This is a genomic window from Brachyspira pilosicoli P43/6/78 (assembly GCF_000325665.1).
In the GTDB taxonomy this organism is placed as follows: domain Bacteria; phylum Spirochaetota; class Brachyspiria; order Brachyspirales; family Brachyspiraceae; genus Brachyspira; species Brachyspira pilosicoli.
The window spans coordinates 2,251,383-2,268,707 of record NC_019908.1 but is presented as its reverse complement, the minus strand read 5'-3'; the positions used below and the strand labels follow the sequence as shown (position 1 = coordinate 2,268,707).

Below are 17,325 nucleotides of genomic sequence, written 5' to 3'. Positions count from 1 at the left end.
CAATGAATACTTTTCAATATACAATCAAATTGGTTTTAAGATATATGGGGTATATATGAAAAATATTATTTCTATTTTTGTTTTAATACTTTCGATAATTTCCTGCAGCGGCGGTAACAGCGGCAATACTAAACAAACAGAAAATACTCAAACTAATCAAACTCAAACAAATGAACAAGTATATATTAATCCAACAACTACAAATACTAATGAATATGTTCAAGTTACAAAAATGTATCCTATGTATTCTCAGACTTTCTTTTTAGCTGTACAATATAATAACATAGAAGGAGTTAAATCATATTTAGCTAAAGGAGCAAATCCAAATGCTCAAGATGAATACGGTTTTACAGCATTAATGTACGCTGCTTTAATGGGATATGATGATATAGCAAAATTACTTATAGAAGAAGGTACTGATGTCAATATTAAAGATAATGCAGGTGCTACAGCATTAATGTATGCTGCTAGAGATACAAATTATGAAATGGTTGAATTTTTATTAAAAAATGGTGCTGATGTAAACATTAGAGATACAGCAGGAGAAACTGCATTATATTATAGTATTAAGCATGATAGTTTCGGGCAAGAAAATGCTATAAAAATACTTAATTTATTAATAAAATACGGTGCTGATGTAAATACTAAAAACTATGAAGGAACATCTCTCCTTGATGTATCCTATAGAATTTCAGAATCTTTTGATAAAAATAAAGAAATGTTTAAAATATTAGTTGAAAATGGTTTTGATTTAGAGTCAAGAATAAAGACGGGTAGATCTGATTATGATTATACTCCTTTAATGATAGCAGCTTTAAGAAATGATTATGATATGGTTAAATATTTGCTTGATAAAGGTGCCAATCCTAATACAGCAAATAATGAAAAGAAAACTGCTTTAACGATTGCTAATGATTATGGAAAATTTGATATTTCAAAATTACTTATACAACAAGGTGCAAATATAAACACACAAGATGAACACGGTCTTACAGCATTAATGAACGCTGCTATGATAGGAGACTATGAAATGGTTAAATTTTTATTAGAAAATGGTGCCAATATAAATACTAAAGACAATGATGGAAACACTGTATTATATTACAATATTCGCTATGATCATTACGAAAAAGAAGAAATGCTAGAAAATGCTAAAAAAATATTTAATTTATTAATAAAATATGGTGCTGATGTAAATACTAAAGACAATTATGGAGCATCACTTCTTGATACAGCTTATACAACAGAATTGGCACTAAATAGAGAAATGTTTAAAGTATTAGTAGAAAATGGTTTTAACTTAGAATCAAGAATAAAGGGTAGGGAGTATTATTCTCCTGCTGATTATGATTATACTCCTTTAATGATAGCAGCTTTAAGAAATGACTATGATATGGTTAAATTTTTAGTTGAAAAAGGTGCTGATGTAAATGCTAAAACACATTCTGAACATAGCTCAGTAGAAACTCCCCTATTACTCTCATTAGATAATGAACATCCTGACTATAGATATTATTATTATAAAAATGAAAATTCATCTGCTGCAGAATTTTTAATAAATAATGGTGCAGATATAAATGTAACAAATGAGGATGGAGAAACACCTTTAATGTATGCTTCCAAACTTCATAATATAAAAGTGGTAGAACTTCTAATACAAAAAGGTGCTGATATAAATGTAACAAATGAGGATGGAGAGACACCTTTAATGTATGCTTCCAAACTTCATAACATAAAAGTGGTAGAACTTCTAATACAAAAAGGTGCTGATATAAATGCTTTCGATAATTATGGAAATACAGCCTTAATGTATGGTGTAAATAATTTAGAAACAGTAAAATTATTAGTTGAAAACGGTGCTGATGTAAACTCTCAGAAAGGAGGAAGTACTGCTTTAATATTAGCATGTAAACCTAGTTTGGAAATAAATATAGACGTAATAAAATATTTAGTTTCAAAAAATGCTGATATAAATGCCCAAGATAATGAAGGATACACAGCTTTAAACAAAACTCTTACTACTATGCCAGACTTTGAAATAGCTCATTTTTTAATAGAGCAAGGTGCTGATGTAAACATAAAGAATAAAAACCAATATACTCCTTTGATATATCTTGGTATGCTTGAAGGTAGTTTTTATAATATAAGTTTTCAGGAAAATCGTATAAAATTAGCTGAAGTTTTATTAGAAAAAGGTGCAGATATTAATGCAAAAGATTATAATGGATACACTTCTTTAATGTGGGCTTGTACAAGAAAATCTAATGAATCATTTGTTAAATTTCTAGTAGAAAAAGGAGCCGATGTAAATATAGAAGATGACGATGGAGATACTGCTTTAGATATGGCAGAGAATCTTGAACTTAGAGAAATTGCAGATATTCTAAAAAAAGCTCAAAGAAATGGAAAGTAAATTTTTATAATAGAGTACTTAAAAAACTAATATATAATTTAATAAAACTATATTTATTTACATAAAAAATAATAATATTTATATAAAAAATAAATTTGTTATTAATCATTTTTTATAATATAATATATGCACAATTAAATAATATGGATTTTAAATATTGGATAAAGAAAGTATAACTAACTCCAATGAAAACTCTTATGATGTTAATAATTCTTCTATAAGACCAAAAGGATTCAATGATTTTATAGGGCAAGAAAATATAAAATCTAAATTAAAAGTTTTTATAGATAGTGCTAAAAAAAGAGATGTTTCTTTGGATCATATATTATTTTACGGACCTCCTGGTTTAGGCAAAACTACTCTAGCTCAAATAATAGCAGAAGAGTTAGGAAGCAATATCAAAGCAACTTCTGCCCCAGTAATAGAACGCCCTGGTGATTTAGCATCTATACTAACAACATTAGGGGAAAAAGATATATTATTTATAGATGAAATACATAGACTTAGAACGGTTGTTGAAGAAGTACTTTATTCGGCAATGGAAGATTTTTTTGTTGATATAAAGGTAGGAGAAGGTACAAGTGCTAAAAGCTTTAGAGTAAAACTTCCAAAATTTACTTTAATAGGAGCTACAACAAGAAGCGGACTATTAAGCACTCCTTTATATGATAGATTTGGAATAGTGGAGAGACTTGAGTTTTATACAAACGAAGATTTAGCAGATATAGTAAAAAGAAGCTCAAAGTTTCTTAATATCGATATAACAGACTCGGCTGCAATTTCTATAGCATCAAGGTCTAGAGGAACACCTAGAATAGTTAATAGATTACTTAGAAGAGTGTTTGACTTTGCTACGGTTTCTGATGTTTTAAAAATAGATGAAAAGTTTGCATCCGAATCTTTAGAGAAGTTGGGTGTTGACAAAAATGGCTTTGAAGCCCTTGACAAACAGTACTTAGATACTATAATAAAAAATTATAATGGAGGACCTGTTGGTGTAGATACTATATCTGTTTCATTATCTGAGCAGATAGAAACTATAGAAGATGTAATAGAACCATATTTAATACAATCTGGTTTTATTAAAAGAACACCAAAAGGAAGAGTTGCTACAATAAAAGCGTATAGCTATTTAAATATTAATGTAAAAAATAACGATAATTATAAAGAGAATACTTTATTTGATTTATAAGCTGGAGGTCTATTATTCAAACGCGAGATACTTTTGAGACAAAATCTAATATCAAATTAGACGAATATTATATACAGGAAACATCTAAAGATAAAAGTAAAGTAGCTAATAAATTTGTAAATAATTTTAAATCTAATAATAAAAAACAAGCTGCGAAATATCCAAAATATTATAATAAAAAAACAACATACAAAAAAAATCATAATAAGCTTTATCATTTGAAAATATCTATTTCTAAAATATATGATTCAACTTTGCCTATAAGAAATTTCTTCAATAAAATAATATCAGCTATCATGAAAAAAGGTAATCATGAAAGAAGCATATTAATATTTTACAATAATGAAGAAAAAGGCTTAAGCTTACCTATTAATAATTTTATGATACTATTTTTTGTATTAATTTTTGCATCTTTAATCTATACAGGTTTTGATGCATATTATAAACAAAAAGAAGCAAGAGATTTTTATAATACATTATCAGCTACAGAGGCTAAAACTTATAGTTTAATTACAGAATATAAAGATTCACTTAACAGATATTCAAAATCTTTAAAAGACTATAATGATACTATAAAAAATATTTCTTATTTGATAGATTATAATAACAACTCTTCTTTTAATAATAATAGCAACAATGATAATGATATAAATAAAACTTTAAATGAAATAGATAGATATCAAAAAAATATTTTAACATTTATGGACGTATCTTCTATAATACATAAAGAAATACCAGTAGGCTGGCCGGTTGCAGGCGGCGGAAGAATATCAAGCGGATTTGGTGCTAGACTTTCTCCTTTTACTCAGGAAAAAAGTTATCACTATGGTGTTGATATTGCAGGTCCTTATGGTACACCAATATTAGCAGCTGCTGATGGTAAAGTTGTTTTTGCAGGTTGGAAAAATGGTTATGGTTGGTTTGTACTTATAGAGCATGCTAACGGATATCAAACAGGTTATGGTCATAATTCAGAGCTTTTGGTACATGGAGGTCAGCAAGTAAAAAGAGGACAAAAAATTGCTATGATTGGAAATACTGGAAGAACAACTGGTATACACTGTCACTTTGAAGTGAGAATAGCAGGCGACCATAAAAACCCTATGCCTTATTTGAATGCTAGATTTTAAATAATAAAAAATTGTTAAAAACTAAGAGGAATATATTTTTTTAATATACTCCTCTTTTTTTATTGTTTAATTAATTATTCATATTTGAAGCATTAGGTTTTGGCTGTATTAATGTGGATAGAATTAAAAATACTATTAAACTAGCAACAATACCAGGTATTATAGGGTCTACTCCAAATAGATTGATATTTTTATTGTATTGGAAAAATATTGTAACAACACTTCCAGCTATCAATGAACCCATACTAGCTACTGCTGATAATTTTTTCTTAGTATAGTTTCCAAATAAATATGGTATAAATACTCCAGCAGCACGCAAACTAAATGAAAACATAAGTATAGTTATTAAATTAGCAGCTCTAAAAGCTATAAACATAGATATAAGTCCCACTACAACCATACAAGCTCTTCCCAAGAAAAGTAATTGTTTATCTGTAGCATCTTTATTTATGTATTTTTTATATATATCGTTTGTTGCTATTACAGAAACTGCAAGCATATCAGAGTCAGCCGAAGACATAGTAGCAGATATTAAAGCAGAAAATAATAATCCAACTATAACAGGAGGCATAGTATGAATTGCAAGCACTGGTAAAATATATCTGCTTCCCTCAGAGGTTAATAATTCTGAAGTGAGAAGGCCATCTTTTACAACGCTAGAAGCAATCAACCCCAAAAAAGCAGGAAATAAAGAATATAATATACAAACTAACCCACCCATTAAAGAACCTATCATAAGTGATTTAGAATCTCTTGCAGAAAAGAATCTCTGACTAATTTCAGGTCCAACAGAATATGATGCTATATACATTATAGTAAGTGATATTATAGTAGGCCAACCCATACCAGCAGTAAGTGATTTTTGTGCAGGTGTGAGATTAGAAATTACATGTTCAAAACCTCCGGCATAATTCAAAGCAAAAGGTATAGCAACCAAACTTCCAATAAATACTAAAGAACCTTGTATTAAATCAGTAAAAGCAACACCCCAAAGTCCGCCCATAGAAGAATATGCTGTAACTACAACTGTAACTATTACAACAGATACTTTATAATTCCAACCTGTCATAACAGTTAAAATACTTGCAGAAGCTATAATCTGAGCAGCAGTAATACCTATCATAGGAAGCCCCATAATAATAGAAGTAACTAATGCATTTGCTTTACCGTATCTATTATAAAAATATTCAGATACAGTAGTAACCATAGCATTTCTAAACCTCTGAGCCAAAAAAGCAAGTACTAAATATGCCAAAGATGCCGTAATTACATACCAAACAGCAGAAAAACCCCATTTACCAAAAGCCTGTTCTGCCAAACCAAGCGAAGTACCACCTCCAATATTTGTAGCAGCCAAAGTTCCTGCCAAAAGTATTGGTCCTAAATTCCTACCCGCCAAGGCAAAATCATTACTATTACTAATCTTTTTACTAGAATATACACCTATAAAAAGCATAGCTATTAGGTATACTATTACTATTACTATAACAATAGCTTGTCCCATATAAAACTCCAAAAAATTATTATAAAATTATTATATAATAATTTTTTAGAAAAATACATAAACTTTACAAAAAAAGTAAGATTTTTTTATATTAAATTGTAAAAATTATTTTACTTGTATCATAGGAGTAACACCAGAACCAGAAACTTGAGGCATTTTACCGTCCCATTTCTCTATATACATTCTCTGTATTAAAAGAGGTGTTAAAGATTCCTGCATTATTCTATTAGCTTCAGCTATACCCTTAGCTTTAGTAATTTCAGCTTCTGCCTCATATTTAACTTTTTCCAAATCATTTTGAGCAGTAAGAGCATTTTGAGAAGCTATTAATTTTCTCTCTATTGCCTGGTCAAACTCATCTGAAAAATCATGCTCTATAATAGAACAAGCTGCAACTGTAATGCCGTAATTCTGAAAATCTGCCATAACCTCTTTTAAAAGTTCTCCGGCCATTTCGTTTCTTTTTGTAATAAACTCTTCTATTGTGTATCTTGCAGAAACAGCATTAAGACTCTCTGATATTCTTGGATTAACTAATTTATTTTTATAATCTGTACCAAATTTTTTATATAATTCTAAAGCATCGCCAGTTATAGAATATTGAACATTCAAAGTCATTGATATAGTTTGCATATCTTTTGATGATACTGCATAAGTTTTTTCAACAGTTTGCTCTCTCACTTCCATAGTTCTAATACTATCTATAAAAGGTATTCTAAAATGAAGTCCAGGTTCTTCTTCTGATATAGCCTTACCTAATCTGCTTCTTATACCAACCTCACCTGTTGATACTATTGTAACGCTAGAAAAAATTAAAAAACCTACTATTAAAACAATAGGAAGCAGTATAAAAAGTATAGAATGTAATTTGTTAGTATTAATATTAATAATTCTCATAAACTTTAATCTCCTAAAAAACATTTTATATATACTAAAATATAAAGTATATTTTTGCAATATTATAGTTTATTATTTTTCACTATTACAATAGGGCTTTCCTTTATTCTCATAATCTCTCTAATATCTATATTATTTTCTAAAAGCTCCCTCATAGCTTTCATATAAGGGTGAATATGATAAAAATATTTTTTGTATCCTTCACATAAATAATTTTTTCCTTCCTCTCCGTCATAAAATTTATCGAATCTATTTTTAGGGCATTCTCCCTGGCATGCAAATAAGCAATCGCATCTTAAACAATTTTTAGGTAAATTGTTTTTTTTAAGTCCGAAAGTTTTTTGCTTATCTGAATCAATTATACTTCTAGGATTATCAGTTATTATATTACCTATTTTATAATCAGGATAAACATAATGGTCACAGCTATAAATATCTCCATTATGCTCAACTACAGTACAGCCGCTGCATTCTTTTGTAAATAAACATATTGTATTTTCTAATCCAAGCCAAGAAGTCAAAGCCCATTCAAAGTTCATAACAAATATTTCTCCAACATCTTTTTTAACCCACTCATCAAAAATAGATATTAAAAAGTCTCCGTAAGATTCAGGCTCTACAGAATAATCAGTAACTTTTTCATTTGAACTGCTGTTTGGTATAGAATGAGTTAGAGAAAGTTTTTTAGCTTCTTCATCTGGAAGCCTTTCTACTATAGGAGAAAATTGTATATATTTAATTTTATTTTCTTTGAAGAAATTATATATTTCCAATGGATATTTAGAAGAATATTTACTTACAGAAGACAAAACATTAAAATCTATATTATAATCCTGAAGCAGTTTCAAAGAATTAAAAACTCTATCAAAAGTTCCATTTCCTAAAATATCTTTTCTATATTTATCATGTATATCTTTATTTCCATCTAAACTCAAACCAACAAGAAAATTATTTTCTTTTAAAAATTTACACCAATCATCATCTATTAAAAGTCCATTAGTTTGTAATGAATTAGTAATTTTTTTATTACCAGAATATTTTTTTTGAAGTTTTACAACATCTTTATAAAAATCCAAAGAAGCAAGCATAGGCTCACCTCCCTGCCACACGAAACTTATTTCCGGTATATCCTGAGTTTCTATATATTTTTTTATATAATTTTCTAATACCTCATAAGACATTTTGTATTTTTCATTTTCTTGAAATAATGATTTTTTCTCTAAATAAAAACAATATTCACATTTTATATTACATATAGGTCCGAAAGGCTTAGCCATTAAATGATAACCTCTATTCATATAATCCTCCTTATAGTTAATAATATATAAAAAAATAAAATCCGCACACAATTTAATAGTATGCGGTATAAGAGAAAATAAAAATAAAAAAAATTTAAAAATATTAAATTTAAGAGGGTGTAATTTCACCCTCTTAAAATAAAAACTAGAATATTAATTATTTAAGTAAATCATCTCCTAAATTAATATTAACATCTCCCACTTTTCCATTAAAAGCATAATTATCTTTATAATCTAAACTTACTTTAGAGCCTACATCTTCACCTATGCTAAAATAGTCATAAGAAATCATTATAGGAAGCATTTTTATAGTAGAGCTTGCAACGGCATTTCCATCTATAATCATATCAATAACTCCGCTGTTTACATTATCTTTTTTATAGCTCATCATTATATTATGATTTCCTTTAGATAAAGCTGCAGGTGATATTACTTTTTGTCTTTCACCTAAATAATTATATTCATATACTAAATTACCATCATCATTTACATATAGTGCATATCCGCCGTCTAAACCTCCGTTTGCATATATAACACCTTTAGAATTATCATCTATTTCTATATCAACATTAATATTATGAGAGACTGCTCCTGTATGTGCTGCTGATAATGAGAAGAAATATCCATCATCTTTTTTGTATGTATAATTAGTTGCTCTTAATTTTGATGAAGGAGGTCTATACCAAACTGAACCTACACCAGCATATCCTATACCTTCAGGAACAAAACTAAAGAATCTATATAATCTCATATATTCTTCTGCCTCTTTTGAAACAGCCTTACCTGTCTGCATAGAAGTAAGTACATCTTTTGCTAATTGTCCATAACGCTCTATTAATATTTTACTGTCTACTCTATGAGCAAAATCAATTAATAAATTTTGTGCTCCATTAAAATCTCTCTTAACGCTTTCCTCATATTTTGCAGCCATCTCTTTTACTTTATCTGGCATAGAAGAAGCTAAATTTTTCATTTGAGTAGGGTCATTATTTATATCATAAAGCTCCCATTCTTGAGTTTTAGGATTAGTTACTATGATGTATCCGCTTCCATCTGCATAAGTTCTGTCAAGCATCATCATTAAAGCTATTTCTTTTCTAGGATTAGTCATAGGTGCTGAACTTTCAAAACTCTCTTTAAAAGATATACCCTGCATTTTTTCCTGTTTAACACCATTAACTTCTGTAAGAGGTTCAAAACCTAATACATCAAGCATTGTAGGTGAAATATCAAATACAGCTATCATCTCTTTTGATATTCTGCCTTTATCAGCTATACCATTAGCCCAAGAAGCTATGCAGAAAGTTTTAACTCCGCCGTAATGTGCTTTAGTTTTGAAATATCTTAATGGTGTATTTGAAACATTAGCCCAACCCATATTATATTCTGTTCCATATACAGCACTTCCAAACTCATCCATTAAATTATATTGAGTATCTATATCATGAACATATAAGTTTTCATTAGCATGTGCCATTAAACTTCCATTTCTTCCGCCATTATAATTTGCTCCATTATCTGAAACAATTATAAATATAGTATTATCATAAACTCCGCGTTTTTTCATTTCTGAAATTAAGCGTCCTATCTGTTCATCAGTATGCTCTAAAAATCCTGCATAAGTTTCCATATGCCTTGCAGCAACTGCTTTTTCTTTATCTGTTAAACTATCCCAAGCAGGTACATCTTCATTTCTTGGAGAAAATACTGCATCAGCAGGAATTATACCTAATTCTTTTTGTCTTTCAAATATCTTTTCTCTCTCAACGTCCCAACCATGATCAAATTTACCTTTGTATTTGTCTATATATTTTTTAGCAACATTGAAAGGTCCATGCATAGCTCCAAATGCTACATAAGCAAAGAATGGCTCATTCTTAGATTCATCAATATATTCTAAAGTTTTATCAACTATATCTTGGCTTAAATGATAATTAGGATCTGATGTATCTGGAACTATAAACTCATCTCCCTCTATCATACCACCTGGCTGATTCTGATTAGCCTGACTAGCTACAAAGTTGTAATTTTTATCAAAACCTTTTCCTGATGGCCAATGATATTTATCTCCATCTGGTGTAAACTCATCATAAGGGCCTAAATGCCATTTACCTATAGCATAAGTATTATATCCATTAGCCTGCAATGTATGAGTAAAAGGGGCATGTTCTTTTTTTATTCTTCCTGTAATATTTGGAGCTAATTCTCCGAAATCAACATCGCTTACAACTCCCATTCCAACTTTATTGGCTTCGCACCCTGTAAGAAGTGATGCTCTGCTTGGCGAACTTAAAGGAGAAGTAAAATAATTAACATACCTTATACCATTTTGAGCCAAAGCATCAATATTCGGTGTAGATATGCTTGAACCATAACAGCCCAAATCACCGAATCCCATATCATCTAATACTATATAAACTATATTAGGTTTCTCTGATTGAGTTTCAGTTGAACATGATACTGCAGATGCAGCCACCATTAAAGATGTACTGAAACAAAATCCTTTTTTGAATTTATTTGTCATATATCAATACTCCTTTTATAAAATATTTCTATTTTAATAAATCATCTCCAAGTACTATATTTACTTCATCTACCTTGCCATTAAATACATAATCATCTTTATAATCTAAACTCACTTTAGAGCCTACATCTTCACCTATACTGAAATAATCATAAGAAATCATTATAGGAAGCATTTTTACAGGAGAACTTGCAACTATATTTCCATCTATAATCATATCAATGACTCCGCTATTTACTTTGTCTTTCTTATAATCCATAACTATATTGTATTTACCCTCTTTCATTATTTCAGGTGATATAACTTTTTGTCTTTCACCTAAATAATTATATTCGTATACAAGGTTTCCATTATCATTTATATAAAGTGCATATCCTCCATCTAAACCGCCGTTGGCATATATAACACCTTTAGCATTATTAGGCACTTCTATATCAACATTAATCTTATGAGAAACTGGGCCTGTTCTTGCTGCTGATAATGAGAAGAAATACCCGTCTTCTTTTTTGTATGTATAGTTTGTTGCTCTAAATTTAGATGTTGAAGGATAATACCAAACAGAGCCTACTCCTGTATATCCTGCACCTTCTGGAGTATAACTAAAGAATTTATAAAGTCTTAAATATTCTTCTGCATCTTTTGATACAGCCTTACCAGTTTTTAGAGAAGTAAGTACATCTGAAGCTAATTGTCCGTAGCGTTTTGTTAATGTTTCAGGACTAGTTTTATGTACTATATCCATAAGTAAATTTTCTGAGTCATGGAATTCTCTTCTTACTGTTTCATATTTCAAAGCCATTTCTTTTACTTTATCTGGCATAGAAGAAGCTAAATTTTTCATTTGAGTAGGGTCATTATTTATATCATATAATTCCCATTCCTGAGTTTTAGGATTAGTTACTATAATGTATCCGCTTCCATCTGCATAAGTTCTATCAAGCATCATAAGCAAAGCTATTTCTTTTCTAGGATTAGTCATAGGATTAGAACTTTCAAAACTTTCTTTGAATGATATACCCTGCATATTTTCCTGCTTCACTCCGTTAACTTGACTTAAAGGTTCTGCTCCTATAATATCAAGCATAGTAGGAGTTATATCAAATACAGCTATCATATCTTTTGAAATCCTGCCTTTATCAGCTATGCCATTAGCCCAAGAAGCTATACAGAAAGTTTTAACTCCGCCGTAATGTGTTTTTGTTTTAAAATATCTTAATGGTGTATTTGAAACATTAGCCCAGCCTTTATTATATTCTGTTCCATATAAAGCACTTCCGAATTCATCTAATAAACTATATTGCGTATCTAAATCATGAACATATAAATTTTCATTGGCATGATTCATTATACTTCCATTTCTTCCACCATTATAATTAGCTCCATTATCTGAAACAATTATAAATATAGTATTATCATAAACTCCGCGTTTTTTCATTTCTGAAATTAAGCGTCCTATCTGTTCATCAGTATGCTCTAAGAATCCAGCATAAGTTTCCATATGTCTTGCAGCAACCGCTTTTTCTTTTTCTGTTAAACTATCCCAAGCAGGTACTTCATCATTTCTTTCTGATAATACTGCATCAGCTGGCATTATTCCCAATTCTTTTTGTCTTTCAAATATTTTTTCTCTTTCAACGTCCCAACCATGATCAAATTTGCCTTTATATTTATCTATATATTTTTTAGCAACATTGAAAGGTCCATGCATAGCTCCGAATGCCACATAAGCAAAGAAAGGTTTATTTTTAGATTCATCAATATATTTTAATGTTCTATCAACTATATCTCTACTCAAATGATAATTAGGGTCTGAAGTATCAGGAACTATAAACTCATCACCTTCTATAATACCGCCCGGCTGAAATTGATTAGCCTGTCCTGCTATAAAATTATAATTCTTATCGAACCCCTTTCCTGAAGGCCAATGATATTTATCTCCGTCTGGTGTAAACTCATCATAAGGACCTAAATGCCATTTACCTATAGCATAAGTATTATATCCATTTGCTTTTAAAGTATGAGTTATAGGAGCATGTTCGGGCTTTATTCTTCCTGACATATTAGGTGCTAAATCTCCGAAATCAACCTGACTTACCGCTCCCATTCCAACCTTATTAGCTTCGCACCCTGTAAGAAGTGATGCTCTGCTTGGAGAACTTAAAGGAGAAGTAAAATAATTAACATACCTTATACCATTATTAGCTAAAGCATCAATATTTGGTGTGGATATGCTTGAACCATAACAACCCAAATCACCGAATCCCATATCATCTAATACTATATAAACAATATTAGGCTTTTCTGATTTAGTTTCACTTGAGCATGACACTGCAGATGCAGCCATGAGTACAGATGAACCTATACAAAAACCTTTAGTTAAATTATTATTTTTTCTCATATACTATTTTATTCTCCTTGCAATTCGTATTTTTTATATATACTGAAAATTTTTAAGTTTGTCATTTTTTAGTCAACTTTTTCCCGCCGCAAAAAGTGCAAATATAAAATTAGTACGAAATAATACTAAAATTATCTTATATGTAAGATACTTTATTAAATTTAAGATAAAATATAGCCATTCGCCGAAAAGCTGGCTTCATATGTGTTAATACCACAGGCACTCCCTACGGTCGCAAAAAAATGGATCTTGCCTAAGCACGCAGAGCTGTGGGTCTAGTCCACACAAATACCTAAATTTAAAATGGTGTTTGGGCAAACTAAAATCATTTCAATATAAATATAAAATCTCCTCTAAATTCTTAATTTATCACATAGCTATTTTGTTATAATCATTATGTCCTTCAACTGTTACTTTCTCTAAATCTCCGCTGTATTCAAAATGTCCTCTGCCTTCATATCTTTCGCTTACATTGCCTTGTAAATCTCTTCCTGCTGACATTCCGTCTGTTGTATTTGCTGTCATTGGATATACTTTAGGTAATGCAAGTTTTCCGACTTCTTTATCATTTACTAATAATGAGGCTTCTCCTGAATCTTTACCTGTTTTACTGTATTTCACTTTTATAACTAACTCACCTAAAGGCAAAGGCTCATTTACTTCTATATGATATTTTGTGTCATCGTATATATATTCATAATTTAATTTATTATTTATTATATATAATGAATATCCGCCATAATGATTACCGAATGCCAATAATACGCCTTCCTCTGCGGTAGATTTTCTATTTAAATATGCTGTTATATCATAAGAACGGTTCAATGCTGTAGGTATAGCCGATATATTAACATTTATACTTGATGTATTTGGGTATAATGTTAAAGAGTTTTTCTTTTCTATATTCGCACTTAATTGCTTAGCTATTAGTTCAACATGCACTCTGTCATCAAGAGGATTAACTCCATATTTTTCTGCCTCTTTATCCCATAAGTTTTTCATCTCTTTTAATTTGCTTTCATTCTCTTTTGAAATATCTTTAAGCTGAGAGAAATCAGTATTTAAATCATAAAGAGCAAAATTATCATTATCAAAACTATCACCCTTTTTATGAGAAACTGATAAGAAGTATCCATTATCATATAAACCTCTATTACCGTAAAGCTCAAAATACTGAGTGGTTCTTTTAGTATCAGCATTTGCATCATTGAAAGTAGGAACTAAACTATATCCATGTAAAGGCATTTGTTCTATACCATCAACTGTTTTAGGTTCTTTTATGCCTGTAATATCCAATACAGTTTTTGCTATATCTGTAACAAAACTAAATTGTGTTCTTATGCTTCCATTCTGTGATTTATCAATGCCTTTAGGATAATGTATTATTAAAGGCACTCTTATTCCTCCTAAATAATTTGCACTTTCTTTATAATATCTAAAAGGAGTAGCAGAAACCTGTGCCCAGCCTTGAGGATAATTAGGTGCTAATTTAGAAAATTCATTTATTCTCTTAACATCTTTTTCTATATCTGACATAATACCATTTTTTATATTAACAGTATTTAAAGTTCCTGTAGCTTTTCCAGAAGGAGAAGGACCATTATCAGCTATTAAGAATATTACAGTATTATCAAGCTCTCCCATATCTTCTAATGCTTTTATTAGTCTTCCTATTTGTGCATCAGTATGCTCTATGAAAGCTGCATAATGTTTTTCGTATTCTATAAATAATCTTTTTGTATCTTCATCAAGTTCATTCCAAGGCTTAACATTTTCATTTAATGGAGAGAGTTCTGCATCCATTGGTACTATGCCTAATTCTTTTTGTTTTTTTAATCTTTCCTCTCTTATTTTATCCCAGCCAACATTATAAACATTCTCATACTTCTTCACATATTCTTCCGGTACCTGATGAGGTGAATGTGCTGCTCCTGTTGCATAGTAAAGCATGAAAGGTTTTTCTTTTGATATTGATTTATGGCTTTTAATATAATAAATAGCTCTGTCTGTAATATCTTCTGTTAAATGATAATTATCATCATATACAGTATCAACATGAGTATTTCCATCAACAAGTTCAGGATTAAATTGATCAGTTTCTCCGTCCATAAATCCATAAAACTTATCGAATCCTCTTCCTAAAGGCCAATTATTATAAGGTCCTATACTGCTGGTTTCCCATAAAGGAGCCACATGCCATTTACCTACTGCATAAGTATTATAATTATTATCTTTAAGTAGTCTTGGTGTTAAAGCTGCTGTATTTGTTATTTGTGCTGTAGAATGAGGAGCATCTAAAGTATAATTAGCAAGTCTTCCCATACCTACTGAATGAGAATTTCTTCCGCTTAAAAGTGCTGCTCTTGTTGGTGAACTTAAAGGAGTAACACAAAAATTATTATAGCGAAGTCCATTTTCTGCTAGCCTATCTATATTAGGTGTACTTATCTCTGAACCATAACAGCCTAAGTCTGAAAATCCCATATCATCTATAACTATATAAACAATATTGGGCTTTTCTATATTATTATTAGCTAAAACTACACTGTTATCAGCTACCGCATTATTATTACAGCTTACACTTATCATTGATGAACTTAATGCACCTGTAAATAATAATGATTTAGAAACAATATTCTCTTTATTCATAAATATTAATAAACTCCATTGTAAATATTAAGAACTAATGTTCTGAACAAATTTTCTATAATTATATAATATGATAATTTATTGTCAACAAATTTTTGAAATATTTTTCAGAAAAAATTCTCAAAAAAGATAAAAATTATATACGCACGAAAAACAAAATTCTATTATATAAACAATAATACTATTAGTAATTAACCTATAAAAAATAGTTATACTCTGCGTGCGGTAATAATATAGTAAATCTTATAAAAATTATGCTAGGCGTTGATAAAATTTAAAAAATATACAAAAAATAAAATAATTTTAAATAAATCAATAAATATCTAGAGTAGGATTTAAAAATAAAGTAAAAAAGAAATATTGATAAAAATTAAATCTTAAAAGAAGATACTATATAATCAGCAGTTGTTTTATCTGTAATTAAAATATTAAAATATTTATTAATAGCTGCAAATTTTATTATATCTATTTTCTGATTTCCAGTTACTACGCAAACTATATTTTTTATTTTTTTAAGTTCAGAAAGCATTATACAATTAATATAATACTTATCAGGATACTTAAAAGTTTTACCATCATTCATAAAAAAACTTCCAAGTACCATTCCTTCAATATTATCAATATTAAGCTTATCTACTTTTGGGATATCTTTTATATACGAGTTATAAGATTCATGTTTGCTGCTTAAACCTATTACAGCAACATCTAAATCAGTCCAAAATTTTTTAAACTCTTCTAATTTTTCCATATCATTATTATTAAGATATTTTTTTTCTGTTATTGCTGGATAATTATTAAAATAAGCTCTTGAATTAAACTTCTCTGCAAATCTATCAACTATATTATTTATTTGCAAATAAGGGTTGTTATTATTACCTAAATTTCCAACAAGAGGATAGAATATTTTTTCTTTATCAGAATCATTATATTTTAATTCTATTGAAATATTATATAAAGTTTCATTCCAACCTATACCTATTTTTTTATTTTTTCCTATTATACTTGATAAATATTCTGATGATTTTACATATAAAAGTTTATTATCATTAGAATCATCTACTATTAATACATCTTTAAGACCTAAATGTTGTTTTATTTTTTCTTCTGTCTCATCATCTTTTAAATTGTTAGGCATTGATATTTCTATTTTTACTATCTCTAGCTCTCTAGCTCTTTTTAAAATCCTTGATATTTGAGGTCTTGATATATTAAGTAATTTAGCAATATCACCTTGAGAATAATCTTCTATATAATAATATTTAGCAACTTTATATAAAAGACTTAGATCATCAAAAATATTCATTTATTTTATCCAAATTA

10 protein-coding genes are annotated in these 17,325 nt (G+C 29.1%); 3 read left to right on the top strand and 7 right to left on the bottom strand.

All coding sequences use genetic code 11. From position 1 onward, the window contains the following. Nucleotides 1-55 precede the first annotated feature (55 nt). From BPP43_RS10190 to BPP43_RS10180, 3 genes are all read left to right on the top strand, one after another. On the top strand, nucleotides 56-2,413 hold the full coding sequence (locus BPP43_RS10190; RefSeq protein WP_015274882.1) for an ankyrin repeat domain-containing protein: 2,358 nt from the start codon (nucleotides 56-58) through the stop codon (nucleotides 2,411-2,413). Nucleotides 2,414-2,570: 157 nt separating this feature from the next. Continuing rightward, complete coding sequence (gene ruvB, locus BPP43_RS10185) at nucleotides 2,571-3,605, top strand: Holliday junction branch migration DNA helicase RuvB (protein WP_013243805.1); 1,035 nt, start codon at nucleotides 2,571-2,573, stop codon at nucleotides 3,603-3,605. Nucleotides 3,606-3,676: 71 nt separating this feature from the next. Further along, nucleotides 3,677-4,735: a M23 family metallopeptidase gene (locus tag BPP43_RS10180; protein WP_228369502.1), complete on the top strand. Its 1,059-nt coding sequence runs from the start codon at nucleotides 3,677-3,679 to the stop codon at nucleotides 4,733-4,735. A gap of 70 nt (nucleotides 4,736-4,805) precedes the next feature. Here BPP43_RS10180 and BPP43_RS10175 read toward each other — a convergent pair whose 3' ends face one another. The 7 genes from BPP43_RS10175 to BPP43_RS10145 form a co-directional block, all read right to left on the bottom strand. Next, on the bottom strand, nucleotides 4,806-6,239 hold the full coding sequence (locus BPP43_RS10175) for a sodium:solute symporter family protein (RefSeq protein WP_014935404.1): 1,434 nt from the start codon (nucleotides 6,237-6,239) through the stop codon (nucleotides 4,806-4,808). A gap of 105 nt (nucleotides 6,240-6,344) precedes the next feature. Further along, a complete protein-coding gene (locus BPP43_RS10170) occupies nucleotides 6,345-7,136 on the bottom strand; it encodes a prohibitin family protein (protein WP_013243808.1) in 792 nt (263 codons plus the stop codon). Between the two features lie 62 nt (nucleotides 7,137-7,198). Beyond that, nucleotides 7,199-8,434 (bottom strand): anaerobic sulfatase maturase, encoded by a 1,236-nt coding sequence (locus BPP43_RS10165; protein WP_015274880.1) that lies wholly within the window; start codon nucleotides 8,432-8,434, stop codon nucleotides 7,199-7,201. Between the two features lie 157 nt (nucleotides 8,435-8,591). Continuing rightward, on the bottom strand, nucleotides 8,592-10,958 hold the full coding sequence (locus BPP43_RS10160; RefSeq protein WP_015274879.1) for an arylsulfatase: 2,367 nt from the start codon (nucleotides 10,956-10,958) through the stop codon (nucleotides 8,592-8,594). Nucleotides 10,959-10,986: 28 nt separating this feature from the next. Then, nucleotides 10,987-13,356 (bottom strand): sulfatase-like hydrolase/transferase, encoded by a 2,370-nt coding sequence (locus tag BPP43_RS10155; RefSeq protein ID WP_015274878.1) that lies wholly within the window; start codon nucleotides 13,354-13,356, stop codon nucleotides 10,987-10,989. Between the two features lie 369 nt (nucleotides 13,357-13,725). Beyond that, nucleotides 13,726-16,005, bottom strand: a complete 2,280-nt coding sequence (locus BPP43_RS10150; protein ID WP_015274877.1) for an arylsulfatase — start codon at nucleotides 16,003-16,005, stop codon at nucleotides 13,726-13,728. Nucleotides 16,006-16,375: 370 nt separating this feature from the next. Then, entirely contained in the window at nucleotides 16,376-17,308 is a 933-nt protein-coding gene (locus BPP43_RS10145; protein WP_015274876.1) for a sugar-binding transcriptional regulator, read from the bottom strand. Nucleotides 17,309-17,325 lie beyond the last annotated feature (17 nt).

Coding starts and splice junctions, on each gene's coding strand:
- BPP43_RS10190 (WP_015274882.1), top strand. CDS start 56: ATGAAAAATATTATTTCTATTTTTGTTTTAATACTTTCGATAATTTCC.
- BPP43_RS10165 (WP_015274880.1), bottom strand. CDS start 8,434: ATGAATAGAGGTTATCATTTAATGGCTAAGCCTTTCGGACCTATATGT.
- BPP43_RS10175 (WP_014935404.1), bottom strand. CDS start 6,239: ATGGGACAAGCTATTGTTATAGTAATAGTAATAGTATACCTAATAGCT.
- BPP43_RS10155 (WP_015274878.1), bottom strand. CDS start 13,356: ATGAGAAAAAATAATAATTTAACTAAAGGTTTTTGTATAGGTTCATCT.
- BPP43_RS10145 (WP_015274876.1), bottom strand. CDS start 17,308: ATGAATATTTTTGATGATCTAAGTCTTTTATATAAAGTTGCTAAATAT.
- BPP43_RS10170 (WP_013243808.1), bottom strand. CDS start 7,136: ATGAGAATTATTAATATTAATACTAACAAATTACATTCTATACTTTTT.
- BPP43_RS10160 (WP_015274879.1), bottom strand. CDS start 10,958: ATGACAAATAAATTCAAAAAAGGATTTTGTTTCAGTACATCTTTAATG.
- BPP43_RS10150 (WP_015274877.1), bottom strand. CDS start 16,005: ATGAATAAAGAGAATATTGTTTCTAAATCATTATTATTTACAGGTGCA.